The organism is Rhodococcus daqingensis (genome assembly GCF_042665615.1).
GTDB classification, from domain to species: Bacteria; Actinomycetota; Actinomycetes; order Mycobacteriales; family Mycobacteriaceae; genus Rhodococcus_G; species Rhodococcus_G daqingensis.
This window is the reverse complement of record NZ_JBHTCS010000017.1, coordinates 123,196-140,454: the sequence shown is the minus strand read 5'-3', so window position 1 is coordinate 140,454 and position 17,259 is coordinate 123,196. Positions and strand designations below refer to the sequence as shown.

General features: G+C 68.8%; 19 protein-coding genes. 11 read left to right on the top strand and 8 right to left on the bottom strand.

Annotated elements, in window-relative coordinates:
- Positions 1-3 precede the first annotated feature (3 nt).
- Positions 4-1,674 (top strand): 4Fe-4S binding protein, encoded by a 1,671-nt coding sequence (locus tag ACFQS9_RS14770; protein WP_378405903.1) that lies wholly within the window; start codon positions 4-6, stop codon positions 1,672-1,674.
- A 21-nt stretch (positions 1,675-1,695) separates the two neighbouring features.
- Here the strand turns inward: ACFQS9_RS14770 and ACFQS9_RS14765 are convergent, their stop codons facing one another.
- Positions 1,696-2,451 carry an acyl-[acyl-carrier-protein] thioesterase gene (locus tag ACFQS9_RS14765; protein ID WP_378405901.1) on the bottom strand — a complete coding sequence of 252 codons (756 nt, stop codon included), beginning with the start codon at positions 2,449-2,451 and terminating at the stop codon, positions 1,696-1,698.
- Between the two features lie 136 nt (positions 2,452-2,587).
- On the opposite strand from ACFQS9_RS14765, the gene ACFQS9_RS14760 reads away from it, so the two are divergent.
- Positions 2,588-3,553 carry an NADPH:quinone oxidoreductase family protein gene (locus tag ACFQS9_RS14760; protein ID WP_378405899.1) on the top strand — a complete coding sequence of 322 codons (966 nt, stop codon included), beginning with the start codon at positions 2,588-2,590 and terminating at the stop codon, positions 3,551-3,553.
- A 10-nt stretch (positions 3,554-3,563) separates the two neighbouring features.
- Here ACFQS9_RS14760 and ACFQS9_RS14755 read toward each other — a convergent pair whose 3' ends face one another.
- Positions 3,564-4,052 (bottom strand): SixA phosphatase family protein, encoded by a 489-nt coding sequence (locus ACFQS9_RS14755; protein ID WP_378405897.1) that lies wholly within the window; start codon positions 4,050-4,052, stop codon positions 3,564-3,566.
- 208 nt (positions 4,053-4,260) lie between these two features.
- Here ACFQS9_RS14755 and ACFQS9_RS14750 point away from each other — a divergent pair, with 208 nt between their 5' ends.
- Positions 4,261-4,677, top strand: coding sequence for a MarR family winged helix-turn-helix transcriptional regulator (locus ACFQS9_RS14750; protein ID WP_378406515.1), 417 nt, complete (start codon positions 4,261-4,263; stop codon positions 4,675-4,677).
- Positions 4,674-6,197, top strand: a complete 1,524-nt coding sequence (locus ACFQS9_RS14745) for a DHA2 family efflux MFS transporter permease subunit (protein WP_378405895.1) — start codon at positions 4,674-4,676, stop codon at positions 6,195-6,197. Before ACFQS9_RS14750 ends, ACFQS9_RS14745 begins: the two co-directional genes overlap by 4 nt.
- Positions 6,198-6,302: 105 nt before the next feature.
- Here the strand turns inward: ACFQS9_RS14745 and ACFQS9_RS14740 are convergent, their stop codons facing one another.
- Positions 6,303-6,443 (bottom strand): hypothetical protein, encoded by a 141-nt coding sequence (locus tag ACFQS9_RS14740; protein WP_378405893.1) that lies wholly within the window; start codon positions 6,441-6,443, stop codon positions 6,303-6,305.
- Positions 6,444-6,713: 270 nt separating this feature from the next.
- Between ACFQS9_RS14740 and ACFQS9_RS14735 the strand changes: the two genes are divergently transcribed.
- Both ACFQS9_RS14735 and ACFQS9_RS14730 read left to right on the top strand, forming a co-directional pair.
- On the top strand, positions 6,714-7,832 hold the full coding sequence (locus ACFQS9_RS14735; RefSeq protein ID WP_378405891.1) for an LLM class flavin-dependent oxidoreductase: 1,119 nt from the start codon (positions 6,714-6,716) through the stop codon (positions 7,830-7,832).
- Complete coding sequence (locus ACFQS9_RS14730; RefSeq protein WP_378405889.1) at positions 7,819-8,292, top strand: MarR family winged helix-turn-helix transcriptional regulator; 474 nt, start codon at positions 7,819-7,821, stop codon at positions 8,290-8,292. Before ACFQS9_RS14735 ends, ACFQS9_RS14730 begins: the two co-directional genes overlap by 14 nt.
- 6 nt (positions 8,293-8,298) lie before the next feature.
- Here the strand turns inward: ACFQS9_RS14730 and ACFQS9_RS14725 are convergent, their stop codons facing one another.
- Positions 8,299-9,237, bottom strand: coding sequence for an FAD-dependent oxidoreductase (locus ACFQS9_RS14725; protein WP_378405888.1), 939 nt, complete (start codon positions 9,235-9,237; stop codon positions 8,299-8,301).
- A gap of 230 nt (positions 9,238-9,467) precedes the next feature.
- On the opposite strand from ACFQS9_RS14725, the gene ACFQS9_RS14720 reads away from it, so the two are divergent.
- Positions 9,468-9,857: a hypothetical protein gene (locus tag ACFQS9_RS14720; protein WP_378405887.1), complete on the top strand. Its 390-nt coding sequence runs from the start codon at positions 9,468-9,470 to the stop codon at positions 9,855-9,857.
- 22 nt (positions 9,858-9,879) lie between these two features.
- Here the strand turns inward: ACFQS9_RS14720 and ACFQS9_RS14715 are convergent, their stop codons facing one another.
- Positions 9,880-10,479, bottom strand: a complete 600-nt coding sequence (locus ACFQS9_RS14715; protein WP_378405885.1) for a class I SAM-dependent methyltransferase — start codon at positions 10,477-10,479, stop codon at positions 9,880-9,882.
- A gap of 306 nt (positions 10,480-10,785) precedes the next feature.
- Between ACFQS9_RS14715 and rsgA the strand changes: the two genes are divergently transcribed.
- The 3 genes from rsgA (at position 10,786) to ACFQS9_RS14700 (ending at position 14,044) form a co-directional block, all read left to right on the top strand.
- Positions 10,786-11,904: a ribosome small subunit-dependent GTPase A gene (rsgA, locus tag ACFQS9_RS14710; protein ID WP_378405884.1), complete on the top strand. Its 1,119-nt coding sequence runs from the start codon at positions 10,786-10,788 to the stop codon at positions 11,902-11,904.
- Between the two features lie 157 nt (positions 11,905-12,061).
- Positions 12,062-13,306, top strand: a complete 1,245-nt coding sequence (locus ACFQS9_RS14705; protein ID WP_378405882.1) for an acyl-CoA dehydrogenase family protein — start codon at positions 12,062-12,064, stop codon at positions 13,304-13,306.
- Between the two features lie 270 nt (positions 13,307-13,576).
- On the top strand, positions 13,577-14,044 hold the full coding sequence (locus tag ACFQS9_RS14700; protein WP_378405880.1) for a tail fiber domain-containing protein: 468 nt from the start codon (positions 13,577-13,579) through the stop codon (positions 14,042-14,044).
- An 18-nt stretch (positions 14,045-14,062) separates the two neighbouring features.
- Here the strand turns inward: ACFQS9_RS14700 and ACFQS9_RS14695 are convergent, their stop codons facing one another.
- Positions 14,063-15,130, bottom strand: a complete 1,068-nt coding sequence (locus ACFQS9_RS14695) for a class I SAM-dependent methyltransferase (protein WP_378405878.1) — start codon at positions 15,128-15,130, stop codon at positions 14,063-14,065.
- Positions 15,131-15,507: 377 nt separating this feature from the next.
- Positions 15,508-15,969 (bottom strand): SRPBCC family protein, encoded by a 462-nt coding sequence (locus ACFQS9_RS14690; protein WP_378405876.1) that lies wholly within the window; start codon positions 15,967-15,969, stop codon positions 15,508-15,510.
- Positions 15,970-16,085: 116 nt separating this feature from the next.
- Here ACFQS9_RS14690 and ACFQS9_RS14685 point away from each other — a divergent pair, with 116 nt between their 5' ends.
- A complete protein-coding gene (locus ACFQS9_RS14685) occupies positions 16,086-16,568 on the top strand; it encodes a DUF309 domain-containing protein (RefSeq protein ID WP_378405874.1) in 483 nt (160 codons plus the stop codon).
- Positions 16,569-16,650: 82 nt separating this feature from the next.
- Here ACFQS9_RS14685 and ACFQS9_RS14680 read toward each other — a convergent pair whose 3' ends face one another.
- Positions 16,651-16,782, bottom strand: a complete 132-nt coding sequence (locus ACFQS9_RS14680; RefSeq protein WP_378405872.1) for a hypothetical protein — start codon at positions 16,780-16,782, stop codon at positions 16,651-16,653.
- Between the last annotated feature and the right edge of the window lie 477 nt (positions 16,783-17,259).

Sequence of the window (17,259 nt, the reverse complement as noted above, 5' to 3'; positions counted from 1 at the left end):
ACAGTGGCGTTCGTGATCACCCAGCCTTGTTGCAACGACGCGAGTTGCACCGAGGTGTGCCCGGTGGACTGCATCCACCCGACGCCGGACGAGCGCGGCTTCAAGTCGACCGAGATGCTCTACATCGACCCGGAGACCTGCATCGACTGCGGGCTCTGCGTCGACGCGTGCCCGGTCGAGGCGATCTTCCGTGACGACGACCTGCCCGAGTCGATGGCGCGGTACTCGAAGATCAACGCCGACTACTTCGAGGGCACCGAGCTCGAGGACGCGGAACCCGCTCCCTCGCTGAAGTTCCCGAAGACCGCCGACGAGCCCTTCCGCGTCGCGATCGTCGGCGCCGGGCCGTCCGGTTTCTACGCCTCCCGCGAGCTGCTGTCCTTCAAGCGCTCGGGCATCGAGGTCGACATGTTCGACCGCCTGCCGACGCCGTGGGGCCTGGTCCGCGCGGGCGTCGCCCCCGACCATCCGGAGACCAAGGCGGTCACCGACGTGTTCGCAGAGGTCTCGCGCCGCCCGGGCTTCCGCCTGCACCTGAACGTGGAGGTCGGCAAGCACCTGACACACGAGGACCTGATGGAGCACCACCACGCGGTGCTCTACACGGTCGGGGCGCCGAGCGACCGGCACCTCGGCATCCCCGGAGAGGACCTGCCCGGCAGCCTCGCCGCCACCGAGTTCGTCGCCTGGTACAACGGCCACCCGGAATACGCGGATCACACCTTCGACCTGTCCGGCCCGCGCGCGGTCATCGTCGGTAACGGCAACGTCGCGCTCGACGTGGCCCGTCTCCTGGTCACCGATCCCGACAAGCTGGCCCGGACCGACATGGCCGAGCACGCGGTGGAGGCACTGCGCGGCAGCGCAATCCGGGAGGTCGTGCTGCTGGGTAGGCGCGGACCCGCGCAGGCCGCCTTCACCAGCCCGGAGCTGCTGGCGCTCGGCCAGATGGCCGACGTCGACGTGATCGTCGACCCGGCCGAGCTCGAGCTCGACAGCGTCAGCGCTGCCGAGGTCGCACAGAGCCCGGCCAAGCGCCTGAAGATGGAGATCCTGCGGGAGTACGCGGATCGACCTCTCGCCGGTCACGAGAAGCGGATCGTGCTGCGGTTCCTGGCCTCGCCGGTCGAGGTGCAGGGCGACGACCACGTGAGCGGGGTCGTGGTGGCGCGCAACGAGATGGTCGAGGGCCCGGACGGCACGTTGCGGGCCAGCAGCACCGACGAGACCGAACTGCTGGAGACCAGGATGGTGCTGCGCTCGGTCGGGTATCGCGGCGTGCCGGTCGCGGACCTGCCGTTCGACGAGGCCCGTGGCACGATCTCGAACGTCGGTGGCCGGGTCACCTACCCGGAGTCCGGTGAACCCATGCCGGGCACGTACACGGCCGGCTGGATCAAGCGCGGGCCCTCCGGCGTGATCGGCACCAACCGTCAGTGCGCTCACGACACCATCGCGCTGATCCTCGAGGACCTCGCCGCGGACCGGCTTCCCGCCCCGAAGGGCAACCGCGAGGCGCTCGAGGCGTTGCTGGCGGATCGTCAGCCCGAGGCGCTGGACTGGGCCGGGTGGAAGGCGATCGACGCCCGCGAACGTGAGCTCGGCAAGGCGGCCGGCCGGCCGCGGGTCAAGCTGCTCGACATCGCCGAGATGGTGGCGATCGCCAAGAAGTAGGGGTCGCCGGTCGGCGGCTCATCAGCGGTCGATGCCCGAGACCCGGGCAACGGCCCTGACATCGCCGCCGACCAGGAACCACAGCCGGATCGACTCGGTGTCCTGCCTGATGCGGACATGGACGTGCTCGCCGGAGGTGATGGGCGCGTTGTACTCGATGACGGCGCGGTGCGGGGTCGCCAGCAGATCGGGTCTGGTGACGAGGTGGTCCTCGACGGCGTGCCAGTAGGCGGCGTTGTTCACATGGCCCAGCGGGTCCAGATCGGTGGATCGCAGGTGGAACCGGGCGTCGGTGCCGTCGTCCTCCGGTGCCGGGCCGCCGAGCCAGGGTCGCCATTTGAGCCGGTGCTCGTCCGTGGTCCGCGACAACAGGGCGATGCCCTCGTCGCTGATCCGGGTCGGCATGCCGGTATCGGGGCTGATGTTGATCCAGAAGCCCTCGGTCTCGATCAGCGCGCCCTTCTCGCTGGTGAGCTGCACGCGCATCGCCGACCAGCGGGTCGACAGGCCGGAACACCAGCGGCGCAGGTGGATCCGATCCGGCCACAACGCAGGGCGGACGACGTCGATGACGGTGCGCCGCACGATCCACAGCGGGTCGGCTTCGGCGAGCTCGGCGGCATCGAGATTGTCGGAACCGATGTCCTGCAGGTACCGGGTGATGCCGTCGAACCGGAGTCGGTTGTCGGGGGCGACGTCGCCCGTGCGCACCGGCCACGAGGTGGCGAACCCCAGCCCGTCGGCGGGGGGAACGGCGAGCGGTTGATCGAAGTCCAAGACTGCACTCCTCTGCGGTGGCTACCGGCGTGACGCGAACAGTATCTTTCCCGCGCAGGCGACGCGAGACAACGACTAGCGTCAGGGCTGCGGACCGCAGAACAGATGCGGTGTCGGGCGATGACGGAGGTCTGTGGTGAAAGCAGTTGTGGTCTCGGAGTTGAGCGGGCCCGCCGGGATGGCCGTGCAGGAGGTGCCCGAGCCGGACGCGGCGGGCAAGGTGCTGATCGACGTCCGTGCGACGGGGGTGTGCTTCCCGGACCTGCTCATCAGCTACGGGAAGTACCAGCTGCGGCCCGAGCCGCCCTTCATCCCGGGCGCCGAGGTGGCCGGGGTGGTGGTCTCTGCGCCGGACGGCAGCGGGTTCGCGGCAGGGGACCGGGTCCTGGCGATGTCCGATCTCGGTGGTTACGCGGAGCGCGTCGCGATCGCGGCTGCGCGCGTGATGCCGATACCCGCCGATCTGAGCTTCGAGGAGGCGGCCTCGCTCATCATCAACTATCAGACGATGGAGTTCGCGCTGTCGCGGCGGGCGGGGCTGGTGGCGGGCGAGACGGTGGTGGTGCTGGGTGCGGCGGGCGGTGTCGGTACCGCGGCGATCCAGCTGGCGAAGGCGCATGGCGCGCGGGTGATCGCGGTGGTCCGGCGGTCGGGGGCCGACGACTTCCTCCGCGAGCTCGGCGCCGACGAGGTGGTGGCGCTCGACGAGGGGTGGCCCGCCCGGGTGGGCGAGTTGACCGGGAACCGCGGCGCGAACGTGGTGGTGGATCCGGTCGGCGGCGACGCCTTCGACGATGCCGTTCGGGTGTTGGCGCCGGAGGGCCGGCTGCTGGTGATCGGGTTCGCGGGCGGCGGTATCCCGTCGGTGAAGGTGAATCGGGTGTTGTTCCGCAACATCAGCATCGTCGGCGCGGCCTGGGGCGAGTTCCTGCGCACCGATCCGGCGGCGCTGGCACGCACGCACGCGGACCTGACCGAACTGGTGGCGAAGGGCCTGCGGCCGCTGGTCAAGGCCAGGTACCCGCTCGCCGACGCGGCCCGCGCGCTGGCAGACCTCGAGGCCGGCCAGGTGCTCGGCAAGGCGGTGCTCGTCCGCGACTGACCGGGGCCGCTCAGCGCGGGATGTGGAAGTCGGTGAGCCGGGCGCGTGAGTCGAGGATGTCGGACCAGGGTCCGGCCACCGTGAGGGTCGCGAGCGCCGAGGTGGGGAACCGGTCCGCGATCCGGTCGGCAAGCGGGCCGTCCGGGTCGAGTGTGAGCGCGGTGTCCGGGATGCCGGGCTCGTGGCCCACGACGAGCAGGGTCCGCACCGCCGCGTCGGTGCGCGCGACCTCCTGCAGGATCTCGGCCGCGCTCGCCCCGTACAGGGTGTCGACGTACCGCGCGGGTGCGTCGACACCACTGGCCGCGAGGGTGAGGCGCGTCCTGGTGGCGGTGGAGCAGAGCACGGCGTCCACCGCGGGCTGCGTCAGGCGGATCCAGTCGCCCGCAAGCGCGGCCTCGCGTTGCCCCCGCCGGGCGAGCGGCCGCTCGTGGTCGGCCACGCCGTCGGGGTAGGCGGACTTGCCGTGCCGGAGCAGGATCAGGACCCGGGAGCGCATGTCCCGACAGTAGCGATCACGAGGGCGGGCGGAAATTCGATTGCCCGCCCGGTGACGGGCGTGATCGGATCGGACTGCTGCGGGGGGGATTCGGGGGGCGTGACGGTCTTCACATTCCTTACGTTTGGGCAATAGTTGCGCAAACGCTACTATTGCGCGAGTGACCGCTTCCCCCGATGACCTGTATCAGGCGCTCGAGGAGTTCATCATGCGGCTGCTGGGGGTGGGGGAGTCGGAGTCCATGGACAAGTTGATCGCCATGGACCTGTCGTTCTCGCAGGCGCGGACTCTGTTCATGCTGGCGCAACACGGAAAACCCGTTGCGATCAACGAGGTGGCCGAGAGGCTGCGGTTCTCGGTCGCGGCCGCCGGTCGCAACATCGACCAGCTGGTCAACCAGGGTCTCGTGGTTCGACGCGAGGACCCCAAGGACCGCCGCATCAAGAGGATCTCGTTGTCGGAGGCCGGTCGGAGCATCGCGTCCGGCCACATCGACAGCAAGAAGGACGAGTTGCGAGCCTTCGCCGCCCGTCTGTCGGACTCGGACCGTGACCGGCTGTACGAATCGCTGAAACCCATTCTCGCGGGAGATGTTCTGCGAGCCAATTGTCAGGAGAACCCATGACGACGCCGACACCTCCGGGCGCCCCCGCGGCCTCGGACAAGATCGACGGCGCAGTTCTGAAGATCGCGAGTGTGGTGGTGCTCGGCGCCATCATGTCGATCCTCGACGTGACGGTCGTGAGCGTGGCGCTGCCGACGTTCATGTCCGAGTTCGACGCGACCTACGCAACCGTCGCGTGGACCATGACCGCCTACACCCTGGCACTGGCGACCGTCATCCCCGTGACCGGCTGGGCCGCGGACCGGTTCGGCACCAAGCGTCTCTACATGACGGCGCTGGTGCTGTTCGTCGGCGCCTCTGTGCTGTGCTCGATGGCATGGAACATCGAGTCGCTGATCGGCTTCCGGGTGCTCCAGGGTCTCGGTGGCGGCATGCTGATGCCGCTGGGTATGACGATCATGACCCGCGCCGCGGGTCCGCACCGCGTCGGCCGCGTCATGGCCGTGCTGGGTATCCCGATGATGCTCGGTCCCATCGGCGGACCGATCCTGGGCGGCTGGCTGATCGAGAGCGCCAGCTGGCACTGGATCTTCCTGATCAACCTGCCGGTCGGCATCGTCGCCCTCACCGCCGCGTTCGTGCTGCTGCCCAAGGACGAGCCGAGCCCGTCCGAGTCCTTCGACTTCCTGGGCATGCTGCTGCTCTCGCCCGGCCTGGCGCTGTTCCTGTTCGGCGTCTCCTCGATCCCGGAGACCGGAACCGTGGCGGCGTCTCGGGTGCTGATCCCGGCCGTGATCGGTCTGGCCCTGGTGATCGGCTTCGTGCTGCACGCGCTCCGGGCCGCTCATCCGCTGATCGACCTGCGCCTGTTCACGAACCGCAGGCTCACCATCGCGGTCATCACCTCGACGATGTTCGTGATCGCGTTCATGGGTGCCGGGCTCCTGTTCCCGAGCTACTTCCTGCAGGTTCGCGGTGAGTCCACGCTTGCGGCGGGTCTGCTGTTGGCGCCGCAGGGCATCGGCGCGATGCTCACCATGCCGCTGGCGGGCACGCTCGTCGACAAGATCGGTCCCGGCAAGATCGTGTTGGCGGGCATCACGCTGATCGCGGCGGGCATGGCGGTGTTCACACAGGTGGGCGCCGACACCTCGTACGTGTTGCTGCTCGGTGCGCTGTTCGTGATGGGCCTGGGCATGGGCTGCACCATGATGCCGATCATGACGGCGGCGATGCAGACCCTGACCGACGAGACGGTGGCCCGCGGTTCGACGCTGATGAACATCGTCCAGCAGGTCGCCGGCTCCATCGGCACCGCGACCATGTCGGTGGTGCTCACCAACCAGATGATGTCGCGTCCGCTGGCCGGGCCTGCCACCGCCGCCGCGCACGACCCGTCGATCGCGGAGAAGATGCCGCCCGGTGCGGTCGAGCAGGGTCTCAGCGCAGCCGCCGACGCGTTCGGCAACACCTTCGCGGTGGCCCTCGTGCTGATCCTGGTGACGCTGATCCCGGCGTTCCTGCTGCCCAGGACCAAGCCCGCGGCGCCGGTCGACGCGACGCAGGTGATGGCTCACTGAGTCCGACGACAAGTCGACTCATACGACGATGGCCCGCACTCCCGAGGGGAAGTGCGGGCCATCGTCGTACGTGCCCTCGGCCCTAGTTCATGGCCGTGGGGCGGATCAGGACTCGAATCCGCCTGCGCCGCCGCCGTTCGCGCCGCCGTTCGCGCCGCCGCCGAAGGCAGCGCCGAGCGAGCCGCTGTCGAACTGGCCACCGAACATCGAGGAGAACAGGGACGAGAAGAGGGCAGAGAAGGACATGGGTACTCCTGTCGCGATGTGAACGACGCCGGTCGGCGCCCGAGTCCATTGGTACGCGTGCCGCCGGGTCGATCGGATCGAACCAGCGGCAGATTAGGGAGCGATTAGGGGATTCCGATCGGGGTCGGGAGGTCGTTCCCCTGTCGGTCCGGTTTCCCCTATCCGCCCCCCGGGGGGTGGAATACCGGGGGCCGCCGCGGGCGTTGAAGTTCATGCAAACGCATTGAAATGCTGTCACAGTCGTGTTCGATCCACCCCGAGGGAGTTCACATGCAGATCGGAATCTTCAGCGTCGGCGACGTCACGCCGGACCCGACCACGGGCCGCGCGCCGACCGAGCACGAGCGCATCAAGGCGATGACGACCATCGCCAAGCATGCCGAGGAGGTCGGCCTCGACGTGTTCGCGACCGGCGAGCACCACAACCCACCGTTCGTGCCGTCCTCGCCGACCACCATGCTCGGGTTCCTCGCCGCGCAGACCGAGAAGCTGATCCTGTCCACGTCGACGACCTTGATCACCACCAACGACCCGGTGAAGATCGCCGAGGACTATGCGATGCTGCAGCACCTCGCCGACGGCCGCGTCGACCTGATGATGGGACGCGGCAACACGGCCCCCGTGTACCCGTGGTTCGGCAAGGACATCCGCGAAGGGATCCCGCTCGCACTGGAGAACTACCAGTTGCTGCGCCGGTTGTGGGACGAGGACGTGGTGAACTGGCAGGGCCGGTTCCGCACCCCGTTGGAGGGGTTCACCTCCACCCCGCGTCCGCTCGACGGCATCGCCCCGTTCGTCTGGCACGGCTCGATCCGCAGCCCGGAGATCGCGGAGATCGCCGCGTACCACGGCGACGGGTTCTTCGCGAACAACATCTTCTGGCCCAAGGAGCACTACATCGCCCTGATCAACCTGTACCGCGAGCGGTTCGAGCACTACGGTCACGGCAGCGCCGACCAGGCCATCGTGGGCCTCGGCGGTCAGGTGTTCATGCGGAAGAACTCCCAGGACGCGGTCGCGGAGTTCCGCCCCTATTTCGACAACGCACCGGTCTACGGTCACGGTCCCTCGCTGGAGGAGTTCACCGAGCAGACCCCCTTGACCGTGGGCACACCCGAGCAGGTGATCGAGAAGACCCTGGCCTTCGCCGACTATTTCGGCGACTACCAACGCCAACTGTTCCTCATCGACCACGCCGGACTGCCGCTGAAGACGGTGCTCGAGCAGCTGGACCTCCTCGGTGCCGAGGTCGCCCCGGTGCTGCGCCGCGAGTTCGCCGCCCGCCGACCCGCCCACGTGCCGGAGAACCCGCCCACGCACGCGAGCCTGCTCGCCCGCAGGAACGATCGCGTCGGCGCGCTCGAGGCGACGAGCGATGCCGCCCACTGAGCGAACCGCCGAGCAGCGGCGGCGCAGCACGACCGAGCTCGCCGCCGACGCGTGGGAGGCGCTCTTCCGTGCCCAGGTGTCGCTGATGCGACGGTTCGAGTCGGGCGATGTCTGGGATCCGCTGGGCCGCCGCGAGTACGACGTGCTTTTCGCGCTCAGCCGCTGCCCGGAGGGGCGGGCCCGGCTGCACGAGCTGAACCGGGAGATCCTGTTGACCCAGCCGTCGCTCAGCCGCATGGTCGAGCGACTCGAGCTGGCCGGACTGGTGTCCCGGCGGCCCGACCAGCACGACCGGCGCGGGACCGTCGTGGCGCTCACGGAGGAGGGGCGAGCCGTGCAGCGCAGCATCGGGCGCAGGCATGCCGCGCAGATCCGGCGGCACGTCGGCACCGCGCTCGACCGCGAGGAACTCGAGGAGCTCGAGCGCCTGACGACGAAACTGCGCCTGGCCCAGGGGTAGCCGACGTCAGGTCCGGTCGGCCAGCGCGGTGACCTCGCGCGCACAGCCCCACGACAGGGTCACCCCGGCCCCGCCGTGCCCGTAGCAGCAGATGATCCGGCGCGGGCCGGGCAAGGCTTCCAGCCGGACGGCCGGCCGGGTCGGGCGTAGGCCGGCGCCGCGCGAGACGATCGGTGCGCCGCGCAGTTCCGGCACCAGCGCGCAGCACCGATCGAGGATCGCGCGTTCGGTGTCCGGATCGATCGCCGTGTCGAAGGATCCGAGTTCCGCGGTGCCCCCGCACACCACGTCGTCGAACCGGGGCACGACGTAGGCCATGCCGTCCGGGTTGTCGTCGTCGATCAGCCAGTCCGTCAGGCCCGGGTTGGCCAGGCGCACCACCTGGCCGCGCAGCGGGACCAGCGGGATGTCTCCGGTCAGGGCGGCCGACCGCAGTCCGGCGGCGACCACGATCAACTCGCCGTCGACCTCCGACAGGTCCTCGACCCGTCTGGTGATCAGCCGGACCCCGGCCCGTTCGCACTGCCGCGCCAGCCACGGCAGGTAGCGGCCCATGTCGATCACCGGGACCGCGCAGCGGATCCCGCTCGCCACGCCGGGCGGCAGGTGCTCGCCCGCTACCACCTCGTGCCCCGCCACCGCCGCGGTCCACCAGCGGTCCGGGGCCGCGGAGCGTTCGAGCACCGTGCCGCTGCGCAGCGCCACCCCCGCCGCCGGGTCCGAGGCGAGGTCGGCGAACGCCGCCGCGGAGTCGACCGACCATCGCAGCACGGCGTCGGCGGGGGCGGCCTCGTAGGGGAACCAGATCGCCGCCGCGACCGCGGACGTCGTGGCCTCGATCGGATCGGCCGCCAGCACGGTGACCTCGTGTCCGTTGCGCGCGAGTTCGAGGGCGCAGGTCAGCCCGATGACACCGCCGCCGATCACCGTGGCCGCGGTGCTCATGCGGACGTGGTGGCCAGGGTTTCGGTGGCCTCGTCGAGAGAAAGCATCACGAGCAATCACTCCCGGTGTCGGTGACGAATCACGAGTGGTGCGTGAATGCGATGGTGCCACGGTCGAGGTCTCCCGGGCTCCACCGGAAACCGAAGCGCGCACCGGCGAGGCGCACGGATGGTGTCGGTCACCCGCGTTACCGTCGTAGTACGCCACCGGAAGACGGAAGAAGGCGCAAGATGGGCACTGCATCCGGTCCCACACATCAGCCGGGCGACCCCGTGGAATCGGGCGACTCGGAGTTCCCCGGGGAATGGCACTTCTACGCGGTGGTCGGCACCACCGTGCAGGGTAGGCACACCCTTGCCAGGTTCGGACCGCGGCCGACCGCGCTCGATGCGCTCCGGCTCGCCATCCACGCCGTGAACCACACGGCCTTCTCGTTACTCGAGCAGGGCGTGAACGGCGACCCGTGTGCGGACATCCGCCTGCTGGAGCGACTGCCGATCACGGAGTTCACCATCGAACGCCATCACCGCACGACGCGGGTGGCCGATCGGCGCTGGGCGCTCACGGGGCGCAAGCACCACCGGAAGTCCGGTCGGCGAGACAGCCCCGCGGTCGCCTGACGCACGGCCGCCGCCGCGCGCATCAGGCCCGGGTGAGGTGGAACCAGCGTGGTTTCGACCCGCGCACGGGCGGCGGGAGCGCGGTGGTGTCCGCCACGTCGGAGGCCAGGTGCCACTCGGCGAATGTGCGTTCCACCTCGGCGCGGCTCGCGCCCCGGGGGAGCGGTCCGCGCCGACCGGGACCGAACGCGAACATGAGCAGGCCCGCGCCCGGCTCGGTCACACGGGTGATCTCGCGGGCGTAGTCGATCCGCTCGCCGGCGGTGAGACCGTGGAAACACCCGATGTCGAGCACGAACCGGTACCCACGTCCGACCGATTTCTCGAGTTCGGTCACGTCCCCGAGCACGAACGTCGCATCGACCCCGGCCGCCGCGGCCCGTGCTCGCGCCCGTCGCACGGCCAGCGGCACGGCATCGATCCCGGTCACCTGCCAGCCGCGACGGGCCAACTCGAGGGAATGGCCGCCGGTCCCGCACCCCGCGTCGAGTGCCTTCCCGGGCGGCCCCGCCGACGCGTCCTGGTCGTCGAGGAACGTCGTCAACTGTGCGCCGAGTGATCGACCGGCCCACTCCCACGGCGTGACCCCGAGTCGGTACGCCAGTCGGTACCCGACGTTCACCGTTGACCGCCCCGTCCGCGATTTCCCGGCGCTTCGCCGGCACCGTCGAAGTCGGGGACGCCGTGGTGGATTCGGAGCTCGGGCATCGCGGATCCTCTCGCCGATGCCAGTGTGCGCCCGGGCAAAACTCTCTGTCCAGGAGTTGGCCGGGAGTGATAGCGTCCGTTCGTCGCCACCGTTCGGGTGGCCAGAGCTTCGGGAGGTGGGGACTATGCGGGTCGTGCCGACTTCTTCGCTGTCCATCAACCTCCGGGTGCCCGCTTAGCGCTTCCGCACGGGCCCCGGCTTTCCGAAGGGTCCCCCGCGTTGACTTCTCCAGCTTTCAACCACTCACATCCGCTCTCCCCACTCGGCTGGAACGACTCGTTCGCCGCCGAACTGCCCGAGGGCTCCATGCCCGCCCGCGTGGCCCGCGTCGACCGCGGCGCAGCCGACGTGCTGGCTGCCGACGGGCAGCACCACATCACGTTCGGCTCCCGCGTCCGCAAGGCCGCGGCCGACGACCCGGTCGCGCTGCCCTGCGTCGGCGACTGGGTGGCGCTGACACTGCTGGCCGAGGGCCGCTACGAACTCGAAGCGGTCCTGCCGCGGCGAACCGCATTCGTGCGCGGCGGGGTCGGCCGCACCTCGCGCGCCGGGCTGTCCGGCGACGGTCAGGGCCAGGTGCTCGCGGCGAATGTCGACATCGTGTTCGTCGCCGAGCCGTCCATGCACGCCGGCGACCTCGCCGACCTCGGCCGCATCGAGCGGCTCGTGGCGCTCGCATGGGAGAGCGGTGGTCAGCCCGTCGTGCTCGTCACCAAGTCCGACCTGTGCGAGCACGAGCTAGACGGACTGGTCGCCGACGTCGCCGCCGCCGTGCCGGGCGTGGACGTGCACGCCGTCTCCGCGCACGACGGCGACGGGGTGGCGCTGCTACGCACCTACCTGGATGGCTCGCGCACCGCGGTCGTGCTCGGACCGTCGGGTGCGGGCAAGTCCACGCTGGTGAACACCCTCGCCGGGCACGATGTCATGGACACTGCGCTCGTCCGCGCCGGTGACGGCAGGGGACGCCACACCACGGTGCACCGGGAGCTCATCCCGCTGCCCGGTGGGGGCCTGATCATCGACACCCCGGGAATCAGGCGGGTCGGCCTCTATGAGATGACCGACGGTGTCGACCTGGTCTTCGCCGACATCGAGGAGCTGGCCGGGCAGTGCCGCTTCGTCGACTGCGGGCACCGGGGCGAGCCCGGCTGCGCCGTCCTGGCTGCCCTCGAGGGCGAGGAGCTGACCGAACGACGGCTGGCGAGCTGGCGCAAGCTCCAGCGCGAGGCGGACTGGATGGCATCGCGCACCGATGCCCGGCTCCGCAAGGCCCAGCAGGACAAGTGGAAAACCATCCACAAGGAGATGCGCCGCTCGGGCCGCAACCGGCCCTGAGGGACGTCGCCGGGGGTGCGCGGTCGCGTGGTGCGCCCCCGGAACCTGTCCGAAAACGAGAACGTGTTCTATATTCGGAGGTGAGTGCCGGAGCGAATGCGGCGCCATTCCGTGCGCCTGGAACGCACATCCGTCTCGACTCAATGGAGTTCACGATATGTACGAGTGGTCTGATACCGACCTGATGTTCCGCGACGCCCTGCGTGGCTTCATCGACAAGGAGATCAAGCCGCACGTCGACAAGCTCGAGAGCGGCGAACTGCCCCCGTTCGAGATCATCCGGAAGATGTACGCCACCTTCGGCATGGACGAGATGGCGCGCGAGGCGCTCGACAAGGCCTTCGCCAAGGAGGAGGCGCGCGAGCGGGGCGAGACCGTTCCCGAGTCCGGCGAGAAGGGTGGCGGCTTCAGCGGCGCGGGCAGCATGGGCGTGATCCTCAACAGCGAACTGGCGGGCGTGAGCCTCGGACTGGTCGCGTCGATGGGCGTGAGCCTGGGGCTGACCGTGGGCACCCTGCGCAGCCGCGGCACCCTGGCCCAGAAGAAGCGCTGGCTGCCCGAGCTCGTCACCATGGAGAAGGTCGGTGCGTGGGCGATCACCGAGCCGGACTCCGGTTCGGATGCGTTCGGCGGCATGAAGTCCTACGTCCGGCGCGACGGCGAGGACTACATCCTCAACGGCCAGAAGACGTTCATCACCAACGGCCCGTACGCCGACGTGACGATCGTGTACGCCAAGCTCGACGAGGGCGACTCCTCCGTGGACCGGCGGGACCGCAAGGTGCTCGGGTTCGTGCTCGACAAGGGCATGGAGGGTTTCACCCAGAGCCCGCCGTTCAAGAAGATGGGCATGAACTCCTCGCCCACCGGTGAGCTGTTCTTCGACAACGTGCGGATCAGCAAGGATCGGCTGCTCGGCGAGACCGAGAACCCGGCCAAGGGTGACGGCAAGGAAAGCGCCAAGGAGTCGTTCGCGGCCGAGCGGATCGGCATCGCCTCGCTCGCGCTGGGCATCATCAACGAGTGCCAGCGGCTGTGCATCGACTACGCCAAGACCCGCAAGCTGTGGGGCAAGGAGATCGCGCAGTTCCAGCTCATCCAGCTCAAGCTCGCCGAGATGGAGGTCGCCCGCCTCAACGTGCAGAACATGGTCTTCAACGCCATCGAGCGCACGGCTGCCGGCAACAAGGTGACCCTCGCGGAGGCGTCGGCGATGAAGCTGTACTCCTCGCGTGCGGCGACCGAGGTCGCGATGGAGGCCGTTCAGCTGTTCGGCGGCAATGGCTACATGGCCGAGTACAAGGTGGAACAGCTTGCGCGCGATGCGAAGTCGCTGATGATCTACGCGGGCAGCAACGAGATCCAGGTGACCCACATCGCGAAGGGACTGCTGGGTTCCTGATCGTCGGGGGTGACGGCATTCCTCCCTGGTGATGATGGTGTCCGGCGCATGCAGGCCTCAGAGTTGTAGTTGTTCAACAGAACACCGTAATCCCCGAAACCGAAGGGGGATAACGGAACAACTATCAAGGAGGCAAACATGTTTCTGATCGTTCTCAACGCGATTTGGGGCTTGGCAAAGTACCTGATTCCAAGCGACGCGACCATCAAGCACGATGTTCGACGGCTCACTGCCTGAGCGAGGCTGACTGTGACTCAGGTACCCGACACCATGGACAACATCGCCAGCGCCGAGCGCACACAGGACCAGACAGATCGGGCACCGAGCAGCACAGACCTGCCAGAGGCCCCCGGCCGGTGGATCGACACCAGCCGGGGGCGTCTGCGCGCCCGGTTGTCTGCACGAGGACGCCACCCGGTGGCCTGGCTCTTTTCCGCCCTGACCCGGCGCCGCGGGGTCGGCGGACCCGATCAGACGCCACTGGGTGCCAACGAGGTACTCGAACGCGTCTCCGCCTTGCCGCTGAGCGTCTGGACCTATGGGTTCGATCACGACTCGGTTCGCCACATGGGGCCGATGGCGCAGGACTTCGCTACGGCGTTCGGTCTCGGTTACACGAACAGGGGAATCCACCCGGTCGATGCGAACGGCGTGTGCCTGGCAAGCATTCAGGCGTTGCACCGGAGGCTCGCGGCGCTGGAAGCCGAGGTGACCGAATTGCGGAACGGAACCCGGTGATGCACACCGGCACCGTCGTCAGGCCGTCAGCTGGTAGAAGCGCCAGAATCCGAAACCGTCGATCGGGAGTATCTCGAACCCGGTGAATCCGGCCTCGTGCGCGTAGCCGCGCAGCGTGTCCGGGCGCATCACGGTGCCGGTGGCGGCGGTCGGCCGGTGATTCATCCCGTCCGGTAGGCAGATGAGCAGGCTGAAGCCGTACATGAGTCGTTCGACCTCGTCGCCAGGCGCGCCGAAGGACCCGGCGACCGCCTCGTCCATGATGACGGCGCGACCTCCGGGAACCAGCGCCCGACGGGCCGCGGTGAGCACCTCGACGGGGTTGGGCATGTCGTGCACGCACTCGAACGCGAAGACGCAGCCGAAGGTGGACTCGGGTAGCCCGGCGGCGTCGCCGCAGTGAAAGGCGATGCGGGGGGCGACGTCCGGGTTCGCGTCCCGGTTGCTCGATGCCAACCGCACCGAGGCCGCATCGATGTCGAACCCGTCCACGGTGGCCGACGGGTACGCCCGGGCGAGCGCGATCGTCGACCAGCCGCCGCCGCAGCCCAGGTCGGCGATCCGGGTGCCCGGCTCACGCAGCGATGCGTCCAGGTCGGGCACCGACCGCAGCGCCTCCGGCAGGGCCTGCTCGTACCAGGGGCGGTTCATGTCGGCCTGCGATTCACGGGCGTCGGCTCCGTATTCGGCCCAGCCCACGCCGCCGCCGGTCCGATACGCCTCGAGTAGCGCGGGCATCTGTTCGGCCGCCGCGCAGAGCATCCGGGCCAGCGGTGCGAGGTAGGCGAGGCTGGACCCGTCGGTGAGGACCTCGGCTGCCGCCGGCGCGAGCGTGAAGCGCCGGGGCGAGCCGGACTCCACCTCGATCAGGCCGGTGACGGCCTGCTGCTCCAGCCACTCGCGCGCGTAGCGGGGGTGGGTGTCGGTGCGAGCGGCGAGTTCTTCCGGCGTCGCCGGGCCGTCGTCCCGCAGGCTCCGGTACCAGCCGAGGCGGTCGCCCAGGTGGATGGACAGCACGTCGACGGTGCCGAGTGCGGCCTCGACGAGGCGTTGGGCGAGAGCGTCGACCGGTTGTGTTGTGGACATGAGCTCTCTCCCGCGTCTCGGATGCGACGGATGCGTCCCTCCCGGATCATCGTCGTCCTCACGCGGCGAGCTGTCACGGTTCGTTCGCCCAGGTGAAGGACCGCGGCGGGACGGGGCAGCCCGCCGCATCGGACCGGGCGAGATCCTCGGGTGTGAGGGCGTTCCGCCCTAGTGGTGATGGTGTCCGGGGTGACGACGCCGTCAAAGTTGTAGGTGTTCAACAGAACACGGTATCGCCAGACCGGATACCGAACACCTGTCCAGGAAGCCATCATGTTCGCAGTCGTTGCCAGCCTTGTTGCGCTCGTCGGGTCCCTCATCGCCATCGACGTGATCGTCAGGCACGATGCCCGAAAGCTCCGTGACTAAGGGGTGGATCAGCCCGCCGCGTCGGAGCGGGCGAGGTCTTCGACCTGCTTGCGCAGGGTGGACTCGGTGTACTTGATCGCGGTTCCCACGACCGGCTCGACGATCTTGGCGAGCACCTTGCCGGCGAGTCCGCCCCCCAGCGAGTACTCGAAGTCCACCGTCATCTCGGTGCTGTCGTCGCTCGCGGGGGCGAACCGCCACGTCGACGTGTTCGAGATCCCGTCGACCGAGGCCAGCGTGATCAGCCGGTCCTGTTCCCACTCGGTGATCGTCACCCTGGAGTTCAGGGATTTGGGGCCGAGCTGCATGGTGGCGTCGAAGGTCGCCCCGAGTCCCTGGGTCTGCGTGCCGACGGGCTCGAACCTGGTCACCCCGAACATCCACGCGGGCACATTCTTGTAGTCGTCCACGTAGGCGAAGCCGGCGTGCACCGGAGCCTTCGCGATCGCGGTGATGTGAATGGTGCCCATGTCTCTCCTCGTACTGACGTCGGCCCTGATGGCCGTGTGTAAACGGTACTCGCTTTCACAGTAACTTGGACAAGGGTTCAGCTCTGAATTTCGGCGTTTTCACTACAGTCGGTTGCATGGAGCAGCGCGAGCGGGACGGCCGGGGCAGGCCACTCAACGCGCGCCCCCGCGACGGGTTGGGGAGGCCGTTGGCGCGCGGCGCCGAAGGGGTCGCGCGGGTGCCGGAGGAGATCCTGCTGACGCCGGCGCAGGCGTTAGCGGAGGCCCAGCGTCTGCTGGACGCGGGCATGCCGTTCCATGCACACGAGGTGTTGGAGGGTTCGTGGAAGACGTCCCCGGATCCGGAGCGCGAACTCTGGCAGGGTCTGGCTCAGCTCGCGGTGGGGCTGACGCATCTGTTGCGTGGCAACAGGGTCGGCGCGCAGTCGTTGTTGCGTCGCGGCCGGGACCGGATACGCGGGTTCGAACTCGACCCGCCGTATGGGCTGGACGTCGCCGGCCTGGTGGCCTGGTCGGAGGGAGTGCTGGACACACTTGCGGTCGGAGGAGTCGTGAGTCCGGCGCAGACGGCGCCGCGGCTGTTGCGTGCACCCGAGTGACGGACGATCGATTCACGCCGCGGCGGCGCCCGGAAGAGTGGGCGCGGGCCCGTGCGTAGGACACACGGACCCGCGCTGTGGATCACGGAAAGGTGCTGCCGACGAACTGATCGCCGGTGCTGCTGCCGACGAACTTCTCGTCGACGCCCGCCGGAGCGAGCCCGAGAAGGCCCTTCAGGGTGGCCATCAGCGTGCTCAGATCGGACGATCCCATAACTCACTCCTCGTGTTCTCGATGTTTCCTCCACGCGCCCCCGAACGCGGCGCGGTCCAGTTCTACCGCATGCGCAGTGGGCGCGGGCTCGATTCCCGGAAGCCGATCGCTACTTCGTCAGTGCATCGAAATATGTTGCGGTGTAAACACATTGGAGCTGGCGTGGCGGGTCCGGACAGCACTGTGGGGGCTGTCGATGTCCGACAGCCCCCACTGTGTGTCTGCGTGACTACTCGCTCGAGAGGCCGCCGCCCGAGGTCTCCGAGGATCCGAGGATGCCGAAGACGGTGCTGAGGGCGTCGAACAGGGTGGACAGCTCGGACGAAGTAGGCATGGGTTCTCCTGTGTGTGGTCTTCGATCGTGATGCGCCGAGTGGGTGCGCGCGTGACTGTAAGTTCTACCCGACGAGATCTCAGTCTGGTCACAAAAAGACATCGACGTGAGCTACGTCACAATGACCTGAATCGCCGGTCGCT

Excerpts from the sequence above, each read along its gene's own strand:
- ACFQS9_RS14680 (WP_378405872.1), bottom strand. The coding sequence starts at position 16,782 with ATGGGATCGTCCGATCTGAGCACGCTGATGGCCACCCTGAAGGGCCTT.
- ACFQS9_RS14755 (WP_378405897.1), bottom strand. The coding sequence starts at position 4,052 with ATGCGCTCCCGGGTCCTGATCCTGCTCCGGCACGGCAAGTCCGCCTAC.
- ACFQS9_RS14735 (WP_378405891.1), top strand. The coding sequence starts at position 6,714 with ATGCAGATCGGAATCTTCAGCGTCGGCGACGTCACGCCGGACCCGACC.
- ACFQS9_RS14695 (WP_378405878.1), bottom strand. The coding sequence starts at position 15,130 with ATGTCCACAACACAACCGGTCGACGCTCTCGCCCAACGCCTCGTCGAG.
- ACFQS9_RS14720 (WP_378405887.1), top strand. The coding sequence starts at position 9,468 with ATGGGCACTGCATCCGGTCCCACACATCAGCCGGGCGACCCCGTGGAA.
- ACFQS9_RS14750 (WP_378406515.1), top strand. The coding sequence starts at position 4,261 with ATGCGGCTGCTGGGGGTGGGGGAGTCGGAGTCCATGGACAAGTTGATC.
- ACFQS9_RS14740 (WP_378405893.1), bottom strand. The coding sequence starts at position 6,443 with ATGTCCTTCTCTGCCCTCTTCTCGTCCCTGTTCTCCTCGATGTTCGGT.
- ACFQS9_RS14700 (WP_378405880.1), top strand. The coding sequence starts at position 13,577 with ATGGACAACATCGCCAGCGCCGAGCGCACACAGGACCAGACAGATCGG.
- ACFQS9_RS14685 (WP_378405874.1), top strand. The coding sequence starts at position 16,086 with ATGGAGCAGCGCGAGCGGGACGGCCGGGGCAGGCCACTCAACGCGCGC.
- ACFQS9_RS14745 (WP_378405895.1), top strand. The coding sequence starts at position 4,674 with ATGACGACGCCGACACCTCCGGGCGCCCCCGCGGCCTCGGACAAGATC.
- ACFQS9_RS14690 (WP_378405876.1), bottom strand. The coding sequence starts at position 15,969 with ATGGGCACCATTCACATCACCGCGATCGCGAAGGCTCCGGTGCACGCC.
- ACFQS9_RS14725 (WP_378405888.1), bottom strand. The coding sequence starts at position 9,237 with ATGAGCACCGCGGCCACGGTGATCGGCGGCGGTGTCATCGGGCTGACC.
- ACFQS9_RS14730 (WP_378405889.1), top strand. The coding sequence starts at position 7,819 with ATGCCGCCCACTGAGCGAACCGCCGAGCAGCGGCGGCGCAGCACGACC.
- ACFQS9_RS14705 (WP_378405882.1), top strand. The coding sequence starts at position 12,062 with ATGTACGAGTGGTCTGATACCGACCTGATGTTCCGCGACGCCCTGCGT.